Below are 13,753 nucleotides of genomic sequence, written 5' to 3' on the forward strand. Positions count from 1 at the left end.
CGAGCCTGCTCGCGATGAGGTCATCGCATTCAGCGAAAAACTAAACCCTGGGCACCGTCTCCACCATCGAAGGCCGCTCACTCACCTCGGCAAACCACGTTGCCAGTTGCAGACTGTTCTTGCGCCATTCCAGGTCCGGGTGGCGCAAGTCCAGATAGCCGAGGGCGCAGGCGACACTGATGGACGCCACGTCGAAATGACTGGCCAGCTCGGCGACGGCCTCGGTTTCAAGCACGCCCAGGGCGCGACGGATCTTGTCCCGTTGCGCATCGAGCCATTCGTCCCAGTGTTTTTCGGCCGGACGCAGGGCAGTTTCGTAGCGGATCATCACGGCTGCATCCATCATCCCGTCAGCCAGGGAGGCCAGCGTCAGGCGCCGCCAGCGGGCTGCTCCGTCCCGGGGAATCAGCGGATTGCCGACGTGCTGGTGGTCCAGATAGTCGAGGATGACCCGGCTGTCATGCAGCACATTGCCGTTGGCCAGGCGCAGGGCCGGGATCTTGCTCAGCGGATTGTCATCGATCAGCACCTGGTCCGGTTTGACCGGCGTAAGTTGGCTGAGCTGCAACGCCACGCGATCCTGCTGGCCGGTTTCATGCAGCAGCACCAGGACCTTGCGAACGAAGGGGGAGGCGGGGTTGTAGAACAGCGTCATGCTGGGTGTGGACATGCGGGTATCCTCGAAAAACGACCAGGGCTTAGCCTAGACAGTTCCGGGGCGGGTGGCGAGCTCCGGTGTGGGGACCGGATGCTTATCCGCGTTTGATCAATCCCCAAGTCCCCAGCAACGTTGGCACTCCTAAGCCCACCCAGCTCACGGCATCCCAGGCCCCGTCCCCCAGGAGTGCCGAAAACAGCCCGGCAGCACTGAGGGTGCCAATCAGTACGGGAATACCAAACACTTTCCAGAAACTCGATTGCCGAGGCCTCATGAGGTGGCCTGCGCGCCAATGGCTGCACGCTTGGCTGCTTTGCGCCGCACCACCCACAGGTAGACACCGCTGCCGAGGACGATGATGGTCAACACGTCGAGCGCCGCCCAGAAGATCTGCATCGGCCGGCCGCCGTAGTCGCCGAAATGCAGGGGCAGCGACAGGCTCATGACGTCCATGTACCACGGGCGTTCGGCCACGGCGGTGACGTCCAGGGTGCTGGCGTCGATCAGCACCGGGGTTAGCAGGTGCGAGGTCAGGTGCGTGCTGCCCTTCATGAACACGCCGTAGTGGTGTGCGCTGGAGAACAGCGTGCCGGGGAAGGCAATGAAGCTCGGCTCCATCCCAGGTGCGACCTCTCTGGCGATGTCCAGCAGGCGAGTGGCCGGCGCCAGGTGTGTCAGCGGCGGAGCATCGCGGTAGGGTTCGATCATGGTGCTGAGGCTGTCGTTGCGCCAGGCGGCGATGATCAACTCGGCGCACGCGGCGATCACCCCGGTAACGCCTACGGTCAGCGCCCAGACAAGGGTCACCACGCCGATCAGGTTGTGCAGGTCGAGCCAGCGCAGGCGGGTGGATTTGTCCTGGCGCACGGTGGCGAACTTCAAGCGCCGCATGAACGGCAGGTACAGCACCACGCCCGAGACGATGGCAATCACGAACAGCAGGCCCATGAACGCCAGGAACAACTTGCCCGGCAAGCCCGCGAACATGTCCACGTGCAGGCGCAGCATGACCATCATGAAGCCGCCATTGGCCGAGGGCATTTCCAGGGCTTCACCCGTGCGTCCATCGAGCATGAAGGTGTGGGACGAATTGGGCTCGGTGTCCGGCGTCGGCGCCATGATGGTGATGACGCCGTTGGGGTCGTCTTCGTCCCAGCCAAAATACTGCACCACCTCATCCGGGCGATGGGCCTTGGCTTTTTCCACCAACTGTTGCAGATCCAACTGTGGGGTGTCGGCAGGCATTTGCCGGAGCTCGGGGGCGTCGCCCAGCAAGTGCTCGATTTCATGGTGGAAGATCAGCGGCAGCCCGGTGATCGCCAGCATCAGCAGGAACACTGTGCAGATCAGGCTGGTCCAGGTGTGGACGAAGGACCAGCGGCGGATGGTTTTGCTTTTCATGGTCTATCCGGTTGCAAGAGGCCGTGTCATCCGAGATGGGTCGGACGAGCCGCAGAAACTGTGGGAGCGGGCTTGCTCGCGAAAGCGCCGTGTCAGGCAACCATAATATCGCCTGTTACGCCGTCTTCGCGAGCAAGCCCGCTCCCACAAGGGTTTCATTCAGCCGACAGGCCTCAGATGGCTCTCAAAAAATTCACTCTGCTAATCCTTACCACTTGTAATTCACGCTGGCGACGACGCTGCGCTGGTCGCCGTAGTAGCAATAGAATCCGTCGCAGGTGGACAGGTAGTCCTTGTTGAAGATGTTTTTCGCATCCACCGCCACCGATACACCCTTGAGCGAATTGCTCAGGCGTCCCAGCTCGTAATGAGCCGAGGCATCGTAGACGGTATAGGAACTGACATGCCCCCAATCGGTGTTGGTGGTATTGCCGTAGGTGTCGCCGACATAACGCACGCCTGCACCCACGCCGAAGCCGTCGAGCGGGCCGTTGTGCCAGGTGTAGTCAGCCCAGGCGGTGGCCTGGTTGCGCGGTACCTGGGCCATGCGCTTGCCTTTCTCCGCCGCGGTGCCCTTGGTGATTTCGCTGTCGTTGTAGGTGTAGGAGCCGATGAGTTTCAGGTTGTCAGTGACTTCGCCCGAGGCTTCCAGCTCGAGGCCACGCACCTGCACTTCGCCCACCTGGCGGGTGATGTTGTTTTCACTGACCGCGTTGTTTTTCTGCGTCAGGTCGAACACCGCAGCCGTGAGCAAAGTCTTGGTGCCGGGCGGCTGGTACTTGATGCCGGCTTCGTACTGTTCGCCTTCGGTTGGCTTGAACGCGTCGGTGCTGTTAACGGTTGAGCCCGCCGCCGCCTGGAACGACTGGGCGAAGGAAATGTAGGGCGTCACGCCGTTATCGAACACATAGCTCAGCGCCGCGTTGCCGCTGAATTTCTTGTCGCGTTGGGTGTTGGTCGCATCGTTCTGGTTGTGGAACACGGTGCCGGTGTGAATCCAGTCTTCACGTCCACCAAGGGTCAGGCGCCAGTTGTCCAGGGCGATCTGGTCCTGGACGTACAGGCCGGTCTGGTTGGTCTTCTGGTTGTAGTCGTACATGGTGAAGTACTGGACGTTGGAGAAATCCTGCCCATAGGTCGGGTTGTTGACGTTGCTGGTCGGCACACCGCCAGAGCCCCACTTCCAGCGGGCATTGCTGTTGGAGCGCTGGTGATCCAGGCCCAGCAACAACGTGTGGCTCAAGACCCCGGTCTGGAAGTCGGCCTGGAAGTTGTTGTCCACGGCGAATTGGCTGATGTCTTCGTCTACGATACTGGCGCTGCGTTTGACGGTGCCGTCGGCGCTCACTGCCTCCTCAGGCCCCGCCGGCCAGAATTGCCCGCCGGCGGAGATGCCCTGGAATTCCAGATCGCTCTTGGTGTAGCGCAGGTTCTGGCGGAACTGCCAGGTGTCGTTGAAGCGGTGCTCGAACGCATAGCCCAGCGCGTAGTAGGTGCGGTCGTAGAATTCCCAGTCCGGGTCACCGAGGTTCTTGTGATGGGAGATCTTGCCCGCCGCCGACGCCAGCTTGGTGCCTTGCAACGGTAGGAATTGCCCGGTAATCCCAGTGTCGTCGCGGGTGTACTGGGACAGGAATGTCAGCCGGGTGTCGTCGTTGATGTTCCAGGTCAGGCTCGGCGCGAGGTTGTAGCGCTTGTCCGGAATGTGATCGACCTGGGCGTTGCTGTCGCGCACGGTGCCGCTGAGTCTATAGAGGAACTGGCCTTCGTCGTCGACCTTGCCGGTGCTGTCGAAGTTGATCTGCTTGTGTTCATAGCTGCCGGCCTGCAACTCGACTTCATTGCTGCTTTCGGCCTGGGGACGACGGCTGACCATGTCCAGCATGCCGCCCGGTGGCGTCTGGCCGTAGACCGAAGAGGCCGGGCCACGCAGCACGGCGATGCGCTCAAGGTTCCAGGTCTCGATCTTGGGCGTGACGTAGTTGCCCTTGGGCAGTGGCAAGCCATCGAGGAACTGGGTCGGCACGAAGCCGCGCACCAGCAGCCAGTCGTTGCGCGAGTCCGAGCCGTAGCCGCTGCTCTGCACGCCGGCGGTGTAGCGCAGGGCATCGTTGAGGTTGAGGACGGAGCGTTCTTCCATCTGCTGGCGCGTCACCACCGAGACCGAGCGTGGCAGCTCGACCACCGGCGTGTCGGTCTTGGTGCCGGCGGCGGTGCGGGTGGCGACATAACTGTCGGTCGGGCCCCAGGCGCTTTCGCTGACACCTGCGCCAATCACGCTGGTTTCCGGCAGGGCCATGACGCCCTCGGGCACGGCCACCAGGCTGTAGGTGCCGGCGCTGCTTTGCTGCAGTTGTAGACCGGTGCCGCGCAAGGCTTCACGCAACGCGCCGGTGGCATCGAACTGACCCTGGACCGGGGCCGAGGTCTTGCCTGAAGCCAGGGACGGTTCCAGGCTCAGGGCGAGGCCGGCCTGGCTGGCGATCTGGTTCAGGGTGCTGGCCAGTGGCGCGGCGGGCAGGTTGTAGGCGCGCACGTTCGAGGCCTGTTCGGCCGCCAGCAGCGGACCGCTGCTCAACGGCATGGCAAAGGCAATGGCGAGGGCCAACAGGCTGGGGCGCAACAGGGTGTCTAGCGGGCGGGACATACGGCGGCTCCTGAATGGAAATATTTCTCAATTGCCTGGGTGCCGGACGAAAATTGAAAAGTGATAGGGGTGGATGAAAATAATTTCGATTCAAATCGGTGGCGGGTGATTGATCCGGGTTTTAGGGTGAGGCAGATGGTTTCATCGCGAGCAGGCTCGCTCCCACAATGACCGCGTTGTGCACCATATTGTGCTCAACGCAAAACGCCTGTGGGAGCGAGCCCGCTCGCGATAGCTACCTGTCAGGCACCTGATATCTCAGGGCTTGGCCTCAGTCCTTGGCCCCACCACCACCCACCATCTTGTGTGATGCTCGACCTGCACTGGCAAGGTCGGCAGCAGCGCCGTCAAGGCCAGGTCGGTGTCGTGCAGCGGGAAACTCCCGGTGATGCGCAGGTCCGCGACCTTGGGCTCGACGCCCAGGTAACCACGACGGTAGCGCCCGAGCTCATGCACCAGGTCTTCGAGGCGGGCGTTGTCCACCACCAGCATGCCGCGGGTCCAGGCATCGGCGCCGGGATTCAGGGCCAGCGTCGGGCCCAGGCCATCGCGGCGCATCAGTACCTGTTGGCCTTCGCGCAGGATCTGTTCGGTGTCCGTCGCCTGGGGATGGGCCGCCACGGCAGATTGCAGCACGCTCAGCCGGGTGCCTTCGTCCTCGCGTTTGACCAGGAACCGCGTGCCCAGGGCACGCATGCGGCCTTCGCGGGTTTCGACGATGAACGGACGTGGATCGTTGTGGCCGGTCTGCACCAGGATCTCGCCTTCCTGCAGGACGATTCGCCGCTGCTTGTCATCGAAACGCACGTCCAGGGCGCTGTGGGTGTTGAGATTGATCAACGTGCCGTCGGCCAGGCGTAGCGTGCGCTGTTCGCCCGTGGCGGTGCGCTGGTCGGCGAGCCAATAATCCAGCGGCAGGTAACGCTCCCCGGCGAACAGCGCCAGGCCGATGACCGCAACCACGCTCGCCAGGCCGCTGCCGACCTTGCGCAGCCGGCGGCGAATGCCGGCCCGCGTTTGCAGCAACGCGGCGCGCGCCGGGCCATTGGCCACGCTGAAGCGTTGGTCAAGCATGCGCAATTGCCGCCAGGCGCGAGCGTGTTCTTCATCGGCGGCGTGCCATTGGGCGAAGGCCTCACGCTCCTGAGGGCTGCCCGTGTCCAGCGACAACTGCCAGGCAATCGCTGCCTCCAGCACGCGAGCCGAGACCGGTTTGGAAGGGGACGGACTCATGTCGGCTCACCGTACAGTGCGATGTAGCACTGGCGAATACCCTGGGCCAGATACTGCCGTACCCGCGGCACCGACACCCCCAGGCGCTGGGCGATTTCGGCGTGGCCGAGGCCATCGAGGCGGTTATAGAGGAAGGCTGCACGGGCCTTGCTCGACAATTTGCCCAATAGCCGATCAATGTTCTTGAGATCTTCAAGGATCATTTGCTGGTCTTCCACCGAAGGCTGCTCGGCTTCGGGAATCAGCATCAATTCGGTGAGGTAAGCCTGTTCCAGCGCGGCCCGGCGGAAGTGGTCGAACAGCAAACCCTTGGCGATCGCCACCAGGAAGGCCCGCGGCTCGCGAGGCGCCTGGAGTTCGTCGCGGCCCAGCAGGCGCACGAAAGTGTCCTGGCTCAAGTCCTCGGCCTTCTGCGCACAGGCCACGTTACGTCGCAGCCATGCCAACAGCCACGCACGATGGTCGCGGTACAACGCACCAACCAGGTCACTGTGGGGGCTTGGGATTGACGACACGGAGCATCACCGACGTTTTAAGTAACGAGAATTGTTCGCGATTGTGTCAGAGAGCAGGGAAGGAAAGCAATTGGCGCTGGTCGGGCGATTAAAAGGGGCGTATGTAACGCCGGTTATTTCAGGCGGGCCGGGTCACTGTGGCGAGGGAGCTTGCTCCCGCTCGACCGGCTGGCGATCCAGTGCGCAGCGCTCGCAAAAATGGGTCTGCTTCGCAGCCCAGCGGGAGCAAGCTCCCTCGCCACAGGTTCAGTGGTTTCCTTCAAGGCGTTGCGCAAGAGGGTCGCACTAGATAGAAGGCGCCTGCTGCCGGCGCTTCCACTGGCCCAGGCGCTGTTGCAGCTCAAGCGGGCTGTGGATCTGTTGCTGGCGGGCGCGGCTGAACAGGATGAGTGCCAGTTCTGCGGTAGCCAGGGCATCGGCGCTGGCGTTGTGGCGTTCCTGCACTTCAAGCTTGAACCATCCGATCCACTCGTCCAGCCCTGCTTTGCGCAGGTGCGCCTGGGGGCAGAGCATCGGCGCAAGGTCCGCCACGTCCATAAACGGATGTTGCAAGCGATAGCCCAGGTAATCCTTGAGCGCGCGTCCAAGCATGTGGGCGTCGAAAGGGGCGTGGAATGCCAGCAGCGGGCTGTCGCCGACGAACTCCATGAACGCCACCAGCGCCTCGGCCGGATGACTGCCGGCGGCGATGGCACTGGGTGCCAGGCCGTGGATCAACACGCTCGGTCCGAGCTTCTGCTTGTCGCATTGCAACGTCCGTTCGAATTGCTGGCTGAAGTCGATGGCGCCGTCCTCGATGACCACCGCGCCGATGGACAACACTTCATCCTTGTTCAGGTTCAGCCCGGTGGTTTCCAGGTCCAGCACCACCCAGCGCTGTTCCCGCAGGCTGCATTCACACAGCGGCGAAGGCACCGGCAGCCGTTCCAGACGTTTTTGCAACGCATCGGGCAATGTCGGTTGGGCTGGGCGCAACCAGGAGAACAGCTTCATAACTGATACCTCAGCGTCAGGCTGCTCTGCAGGCGCTGAGCCTGGCGCAGGGATTCGCGCAGGATGCGCCGGTCAAGATGATTCAGGCTGTCGGGGTCGACCCGGTTGGAATAGGGCAGGTTTTCACGGGTCTGCAATTGATGCTGCTGCATGCGGGTCTGCTGGATGAAGTGATAGGCCTCTTCATAGGCAGCCCCGTCCAACGGCTCGATCACGTCCTTGACCACCAGTTGCCGCAAGCGCTCCAGGGTATTGTTGGCTTCGATGCCGTTGGCCAGTGCCAGCAAGCGGGCGCCGTCGACGAAAGGCGTCAGGCCTTGGACTTTCAGGTCGAGGGTGGCTTTCTCGCCGTTTTTGCGGCTCAGCACGAATTCCCTGAAGCGCCCCACCGGTGGTCGGTGGCGCAGTGCATTGTCGGCCATCATCCGTTGGAACAGCCGGTTATCGCCCACCTGCTGGAGAATCTGCTGGCGCAATTGCTCGCACCCTTGTTCGTCACCCCAGACCACCCGCAAGTCGAAATAGATACTCGAACCGAGCAGGTTCTCCGGCGTCGCCTCGCGGATAAATGCTGCAAAGCGTCGAGCCCATTCCGCGCGGGACAGGCAAAGTTCGGGGTTGCCGGCCATGATGTTGCCCTTGCACAACGCGAAGCCGCACAGCGCCAGGCTCTGGTTGATCTGCTGAGCAATGGGTAACAGCAAGCCGCGAATCTGCGCCGCATGGGCAGCGTCCCGGGCTTCGAAGAGGATGCCGTTGTCCTGGTCGGTGTGCAGGGTCTGCTCGCGCCGGCCTTCACTGCCGAAACACAGCCAACTGAATGGCACGCCCGGGTCGCCCTTGTCGGCCAGGGTCAACTCGATGACCCGGCACACGGTGTGGTCGTTGAGCAGGGTGATGATGTGGGTGATCTGCGTCGATGACGCGCCGTGGGCCAGCATGCGCTCCACCAGTTGGCCGATCTCACCGCGCAGGGCCACCAGGTTTTCCACCCGCGGCGCGCTGCGAATGGTTCGGGCCAGGTGCACCAGGTCGACCCGCTGCAGGGAAAACAGGTCGCGCTCGGACACTACGCCACACAAGCGCTGATCCTTGACCAGGCAGACATGGGCGATGTGGCGCTCGGTCATGGCAATGGCGGCGTCAAAGGCGCTGTGGTCCGGTGTCAGATGGAACGGCGCCTGGGTCATGTGCTCGGCGATGGCTTGGGAAAAATCCCCGGTGCCGTCGGCCACGACCTGTCGCAAGTCGCGCAGAGTGAAAATGCCGACTGGCGATTTTCTATCGTTCACCACCACGATGCTCCCGACCTGTTGCTCGTGCATCAGCTTCACGGCTTCGCGCAGCGGCGTGGCCGGATGGCAACTCACCGGATGACGCATCGCCAGCTCACCCAGCCGGGTATTGAGGGAATATTGCGTGCCCAGCGCCTGGGCCGACTTCTGCTGGACCTGCTGGTTGACCTGGTCGAGCAGGCTGCTGACCCCGCGCAGGGCGAAATCACGAAACGGCCCGGACAGGGCGAACAGCTTGATGAAGGCCTGTTTGTTCAATTGCAGGCAGAACGTGTCTTCGCCGGCCAGATGCTCCGTGCGGGTGGCGCGCTCGCCGAGCAGGGCAGCGAGGGGAAAGCATTCGCCGGAGGTGATTTCGAAGGTGGTTTCGGTGCCGCCCTTGGCTGTGTGCGGACGCTCACCCACCACCCGGCCCTGCTTGACGATGTAGAAGTGCTCCACCGGACCGTCGGCCGGCTTGATGATGCTTTCGCCCGAGGCATAGAAGCGCAGCAGGCATTGCTCCACCAGATAGGCCAGGTGGGCATTTTCCATTTGGTTGAACGGGGGGAAGCGTTGGAGGAATTGCAGCGTCCCCTGGATGTTTTGCAACACCGCGGTTTTCCCTGCCTGAATGAAGGCGTCCGCTTTTTTCATGACTTTACGCAATCTTTTTCGAATTGTTGTGGTCGGATCAGTTCCCCCATGGTCGACCCCTGAGCACGGAGTGCCCATTGGACGTAAGTCTAGGTCGCAGCAATCGCACCGCGATGAGGAAAAAGACTTACGCCCGGTGTCTGCAAAATCGTCATTGAATGCTCTTGGAAAAAAATCCGACGAAGTGCACATTGAAGCGCCGCGAGACGATGTCTGACCACTGTGCCAGGGGATCGATTTAAGAACGTAGAGAGCATCATGTCCGACCACGATATTTTGAGTGACGCCGAGCGCGAGGCGCTGAGTGCCGTCATGCTGGAGCCTGACCTGCCGCCGCAACGGGTGTTGATCGTCGATGACGACAAAGACGCCCGCGAGCTGCTGTCGGAAATTCTGGCGCTGGACGGTATTCATTGCATGACCGCCGCCAGCGGTGAAACGGCGCTCAAGATGCTGGAGACCAAGCCCTCCATCGGTCTGGTGATTACCGACTTGCGCATGGGTAACGTCGATGGCCTGGAACTGGTGCGCCTGGTGCGCGAGTCGGAACGGGCCGCGCTACCGATCATCATCGTGTCCGGCGATGCCGACGTGAAGGATGCGATCGAAGCCATGCACCTGAGTGTGGTGGATTTTTTGCTCAAGCCCATCGATACCGAAAAATTGCTGGGGCTGGTCAAGCATGAGCTGGGGATGGATCTCTAGCTTTTTTGCCGAAGCTGTTTTGCCAAAGTGCTCTTGTGGTGAGGGAGCTTGCTCCCCCTGGGCTGCGCAGCAGCCCCCTATTTCTGACATCGAAATCGCATTGGCTGATTTGCGACTGCCGCGCAGTGGAGCGGGAGCAAGCTCCCTCGCCACAGACGCTGTGCAAACAAAAAGGGCCCTGATCGCAAGATCAGGGCCCTTTTTCAACGCTACCGCTCAATCACAACCCATTGGCCGCCTTGAACTCACGACGACGACGGTGCAGCACCGGCTCGGTATAACCGTTGGGCTGTTTGGTCCCCTCGATCACCAGTTCGACCGCCGCCTGGAAGGCGATGTTGCTGTCGAAGTCCGGCGCCAGCGGGCGGTACAGCGGGTCGTTGGCGTTCTGACGGTCCACCACCGGCGCCATGCGCTTGAGGCTTTCCATTACCTGGTCCTGAGTGACGACGCCATGGCGCAGCCAGTTGGCGATGTGCTGGCTGGAGATACGCAGCGTCGCACGGTCTTCCATCAGGCCGATGTCATTGATGTCCGGCACCTTGGAGCAACCCACGCCCTGGTCGATCCAGCGCACGACATAACCCAGGATGCCCTGGGCGTTGTTGTCCAGTTCGTGCTTGATCTGTTCCGGCGTCCAGTTCGGGTTGACGGCCAGCGGGATGGTCAGGATGTCGTCAACCGAAGCACGGGCGCGCTTGGCCAGCTCGGCCTGCCGGGCGAACACGTCGACCTTGTGGTAATGCAGCGCGTGCAGGGCAGCGGCGGTCGGCGACGGTACCCAGGCGGTGTTGGCACCAGCCATTGGGTGGGCGATCTTCTGTTCGAGCATGGCGGCCATCAGGTCCGGCATGGCCCACATGCCTTTGCCGATCTGTGCGCGACCTTGCAAGCCAGTGCTCAGGCCGATGTCGACGTTCCAGTTTTCGTACGCGGCGATCCACTTCTCGGCTTTCATGTCGGCCTTTCGCACCATCGGGCCGGCTTCCATGGAGGTGTGGATTTCGTCGCCGGTGCGGTCCAGGAAACCGGTGTTGATGAACACCACGCGTTCACTGGCCGCCTTGATGCAGGCCTTGAGGTTGACCGTGGTACGGCGCTCCTCGTCCATGATCCCGACCTTGAGGGTATTGCGCGGCAGCTCCAGCACGTCTTCAATGCGGCCGAAAAGCTCGTTGGTGAACGCCGCTTCTTCCGGGCCATGCATCTTCGGCTTGACGATGTACACCGAGCCGGTACGACTGTTGCGTCGCGTGGTGTTGCCGTTGAGGCTGTGGATCGCCGCCAGGCTGGTCACCAGTCCGTCGAGGATGCCTTCCGGCACTTCGTTGCCGTCCTTGTCCAGGATCGCGTCGATCGTCATCAAGTGGCCGACGTTGCGTACGAACAGCAGCGAGCGGCCGTGCAGCGTCAGGCTCGAACCGTCGACGGCCGTGTAGGCCCGGTCGGGGTTCATGGTGCGGGTGAATGTCTGGCCGCCCTTGGCGACTTCTTCCGCCAGGTCGCCCTTCATCAGGCCGAGCCAGTTGCGGTAGATGACCACTTTGTCGTCGGCATCCACGGCGGCGACCGAGTCTTCGCAGTCCATGATGGTGGTCAGCGCGGCTTCCATCAGGATGTCTTTGACGCCGGCGGCGTCGGTCTGGCCGACCGGGGTGCCGGCATCGATCTGGATTTCGAAGTGCAGGCCGTTGTGCTTCAGCAAGACGGCGGCCGGTGCCGAAGCGTCGCCCTGGAAGCCCACCAGTTGTGCATCGTCACGCAAGCCGCTGTTACTGCCACCCTTGAGCGCGACCACCAGTTTGCCGTCAACGATCTTGTAAGCGGTGGAGTCGACATGGGAGCCGGCCGCCAGCGGGGCGGCTTCGTCGAGGAAGGCGCGGGCAAAGGCGATGACCTTGTCGCCGCGAATCTTGTTGTAGCCTTTGCCTTTTTCCGCGCCATCGGCTTCGCTGATGGCGTCGGTGCCGTACAGCGCGTCGTATAGCGAACCCCAGCGGGCGTTCGAGGCGTTGAGGGCGAAACGGGCATTCATCACCGGCACCACCAACTGCGGGCCGGCCATGCGGGCGATTTCGTCATCCACGTTTTGGGTCGTGGCCTGGAAATCCGCCGCTTCTGGCAGCAGGTATCCAATGTCTTGCAGGAAGGCTTTGTAAGCCACGGCGTCATGGGGCTGGCCGGCACGGGTCTGGTGCCAGGCATCGATCCGCGCCTGGAAATCGTCGCGTTTGGCGAGTAGGGCTTTGTTTTTCGGCGCCAGGTCGTGGATGACCTTGTCGGCGCCGGCCCAGAACGCATCGGCCGTGAGACCGGTTCCGGGAATGGCTTCGTTATTCACGAAGTCGAACAGGACTTTGGCGACCTGCAGGCCACCGACTTGAACGTGTTCAGTCATTGCTTGCCTCACTCTGCTCAGCTATTTCGCTTTTCAGCTCTTCGATTTTGACAATGAAGCCTCGGGACATTTAAACCACAAACCCGGTTACCAGTACATGCCATCGCTGGCGGCTGGGTGGGACCTGCCACGGGCGTTTAAGCCTTGCTGACGGGGCTTTCTCAGGGATGCGACTGCGCCTTGGCAGACATCGGTCCAGCGTTATGTAGTGCGCGCTGCGGCATACTACATGATCAGTTGCGGTTGTGAAAATCAGACTAAATGCGTCGTTCTGCGACCGACTAAAGCAGTACGGTCACGACGAAGCATTGGATGTTCTCAAAAAATTGATGGATTGTTCCAGATAAATCTACGTTGTGTACACATTCTGTGGCGAGGGAGCTTGCTCCCGCTGGGCAACGCAGTAGCCCAAGAAGTCGAGTCGCGCGTTTCCCATAGCGCCGGTCCGGTTCAGCGGGAGCAAGCTCCCTCGCCACAAAAGCCCGGCCGTCGTGATGCGGTGGCTTGCCTATACTCTGGCTTCTCACAACAAGAGGGCTGCGCCATGGACCACTTGGTCATTACTGTTTTCGCCCCGGACAAGCCCGGGCAGGTCGAGCGCATTGCCGATTGCATCGCCGAGCACGGCGGCAACTGGCTGGAAAGCCGCATGTCGCACCTGGCCGGTCAATTTGCCGGAATCCTGCGCCTCAGCGCCCCCGCCGAAGCCCATGAAGAACTGATCGAAGCCTTGCAGGGGCTGACGACTCATGGCATTCGCGTGTTGATCGCTGAAAGTGCAATGGAACAATCCTGTACCTGGAAACCCATCGCCATGGAACTGGTGGGTAATGACCGTCCCGGCATCGTGCGCGACATCACCCGTTTGCTCAGCGAGCAGGGCGTCAATGTCGAGCGATTGGTCACCGATGTGCGACCGGCGCCGATGAGCGGCGAGTTGCTGTTTCACGCCGAAGCGATCCTGGGAGTGCCGCTGGGTCTTTCCCTGGATACCTTGCAAGAGCGGCTGGAAACCCTGGCCGATGAATTGATGGTGGAGCTCAAGCTTAGCGACGAAGCATGACCGCGGTTTTATCCAAGGAAACCCTGCGCCTGCCTGTGGATAACCTGTAGAGACCCGGCGCTGGCCCAAGCCTGCCGGGCCTTAGCGAGCAGTGATCAAAAAATCACCAATTTTCAAGGGCTTGTGCACAAACGGCGGGGATCACGCTGTGGATAACCTTGGGAAGGATCAGTGCAGGCCACGCCCGGCGTGACCTGTGGAGGTCTGTG

The 13,753-nt window shown here is 61.9% G+C and carries 11 protein-coding genes; 2 read left to right on the plus strand and 9 right to left on the minus strand.

The features are described from left to right. Positions 1-40: 40 nt before the first annotated feature. The 8 genes from ACLEJR_RS18945 to ACLEJR_RS18980 all read right to left on the minus strand — a co-directional run bounded on the left by ACLEJR_RS18945 (position 41) and on the right by ACLEJR_RS18980 (position 9,378). The gene (locus tag ACLEJR_RS18945; RefSeq protein WP_440815736.1) at positions 41-670 is read right to left on the minus strand and encodes a glutathione S-transferase; all 630 of its coding nucleotides are present in this window, start codon (positions 668-670) and stop codon (positions 41-43) included. Positions 671-752: 82 nt separating this feature from the next. Then, the gene (locus tag ACLEJR_RS18950) at positions 753-932 is read right to left on the minus strand and encodes a hypothetical protein (protein WP_440796322.1); all 180 of its coding nucleotides are present in this window, start codon (positions 930-932) and stop codon (positions 753-755) included. Beyond that, on the minus strand, positions 929-2,059 hold the full coding sequence (locus ACLEJR_RS18955) for a PepSY-associated TM helix domain-containing protein (protein ID WP_440815739.1): 1,131 nt from the start codon (positions 2,057-2,059) through the stop codon (positions 929-931). Before ACLEJR_RS18955 ends, ACLEJR_RS18950 begins: the two co-directional genes overlap by 4 nt. Positions 2,060-2,267: 208 nt before the next feature. Beyond that, positions 2,268-4,706 (minus strand): TonB-dependent siderophore receptor, encoded by a 2,439-nt coding sequence (locus ACLEJR_RS18960; RefSeq protein ID WP_440815741.1) that lies wholly within the window; start codon positions 4,704-4,706, stop codon positions 2,268-2,270. Positions 4,707-4,964: 258 nt separating this feature from the next. Next, complete coding sequence (locus ACLEJR_RS18965; RefSeq protein WP_440815744.1) at positions 4,965-5,939, minus strand: FecR domain-containing protein; 975 nt, start codon at positions 5,937-5,939, stop codon at positions 4,965-4,967. Further along, positions 5,936-6,454 carry an RNA polymerase sigma factor gene (locus ACLEJR_RS18970; protein WP_440815746.1) on the minus strand — a complete coding sequence of 173 codons (519 nt, stop codon included), beginning with the start codon at positions 6,452-6,454 and terminating at the stop codon, positions 5,936-5,938. Before ACLEJR_RS18970 ends, ACLEJR_RS18965 begins: the two co-directional genes overlap by 4 nt. A 285-nt stretch (positions 6,455-6,739) precedes the next feature. Continuing rightward, positions 6,740-7,447, minus strand: coding sequence for a 3'-5' exonuclease (locus tag ACLEJR_RS18975; RefSeq protein ID WP_440796332.1), 708 nt, complete (start codon positions 7,445-7,447; stop codon positions 6,740-6,742). Beyond that, complete coding sequence (locus ACLEJR_RS18980) at positions 7,444-9,378, minus strand: putative nucleotidyltransferase substrate binding domain-containing protein (protein ID WP_440815748.1); 1,935 nt, start codon at positions 9,376-9,378, stop codon at positions 7,444-7,446. The genes ACLEJR_RS18975 and ACLEJR_RS18980 overlap by 4 nt, the downstream gene beginning before the upstream one ends. A gap of 258 nt (positions 9,379-9,636) precedes the next feature. Between ACLEJR_RS18980 and ACLEJR_RS18985 the strand changes: the two genes are divergently transcribed. After that, positions 9,637-10,083, plus strand: a complete 447-nt coding sequence (locus ACLEJR_RS18985; protein WP_440796336.1) for a response regulator — start codon at positions 9,637-9,639, stop codon at positions 10,081-10,083. Positions 10,084-10,303: 220 nt separating this feature from the next. Here ACLEJR_RS18985 and ACLEJR_RS18990 read toward each other — a convergent pair whose 3' ends face one another. Beyond that, positions 10,304-12,481: a malate synthase G gene (locus tag ACLEJR_RS18990; protein ID WP_440815750.1), complete on the minus strand. Its 2,178-nt coding sequence runs from the start codon at positions 12,479-12,481 to the stop codon at positions 10,304-10,306. Positions 12,482-13,025: 544 nt separating this feature from the next. On the opposite strand from ACLEJR_RS18990, the gene ACLEJR_RS18995 reads away from it, so the two are divergent. Continuing rightward, positions 13,026-13,544: a glycine cleavage system protein R gene (locus tag ACLEJR_RS18995; RefSeq protein ID WP_440796340.1), complete on the plus strand. Its 519-nt coding sequence runs from the start codon at positions 13,026-13,028 to the stop codon at positions 13,542-13,544. The last annotated feature ends 209 nt before the right edge of the window (positions 13,545-13,753 follow it).

It is taken from the genome of Pseudomonas sp. SMN5 (assembly GCF_052041925.1).
Lineage (GTDB): Bacteria > Pseudomonadota > Gammaproteobacteria > Pseudomonadales > Pseudomonadaceae > Aquipseudomonas.

Excerpts from the sequence above, each read along its gene's own strand:
- ACLEJR_RS18985 (WP_440796336.1), top strand. The coding sequence starts at position 9,637 with ATGTCCGACCACGATATTTTGAGTGACGCCGAGCGCGAGGCGCTGAGT.
- ACLEJR_RS18965 (WP_440815744.1), bottom strand. The coding sequence starts at position 5,939 with ATGAGTCCGTCCCCTTCCAAACCGGTCTCGGCTCGCGTGCTGGAGGCA.
- ACLEJR_RS18975 (WP_440796332.1), bottom strand. The coding sequence starts at position 7,447 with ATGAAGCTGTTCTCCTGGTTGCGCCCAGCCCAACCGACATTGCCCGAT.
- ACLEJR_RS18980 (WP_440815748.1), bottom strand. The coding sequence starts at position 9,378 with ATGAAAAAAGCGGACGCCTTCATTCAGGCAGGGAAAACCGCGGTGTTG.
- ACLEJR_RS18945 (WP_440815736.1), bottom strand. The coding sequence starts at position 670 with ATGTCCACACCCAGCATGACGCTGTTCTACAACCCCGCCTCCCCCTTC.
- ACLEJR_RS18990 (WP_440815750.1), bottom strand. The coding sequence starts at position 12,481 with ATGACTGAACACGTTCAAGTCGGTGGCCTGCAGGTCGCCAAAGTCCTG.
- ACLEJR_RS18955 (WP_440815739.1), bottom strand. The coding sequence starts at position 2,059 with ATGAAAAGCAAAACCATCCGCCGCTGGTCCTTCGTCCACACCTGGACC.
- ACLEJR_RS18960 (WP_440815741.1), bottom strand. The coding sequence starts at position 4,706 with ATGTCCCGCCCGCTAGACACCCTGTTGCGCCCCAGCCTGTTGGCCCTC.
- ACLEJR_RS18950 (WP_440796322.1), bottom strand. The coding sequence starts at position 932 with ATGAGGCCTCGGCAATCGAGTTTCTGGAAAGTGTTTGGTATTCCCGTA.
- ACLEJR_RS18995 (WP_440796340.1), top strand. The coding sequence starts at position 13,026 with ATGGACCACTTGGTCATTACTGTTTTCGCCCCGGACAAGCCCGGGCAG.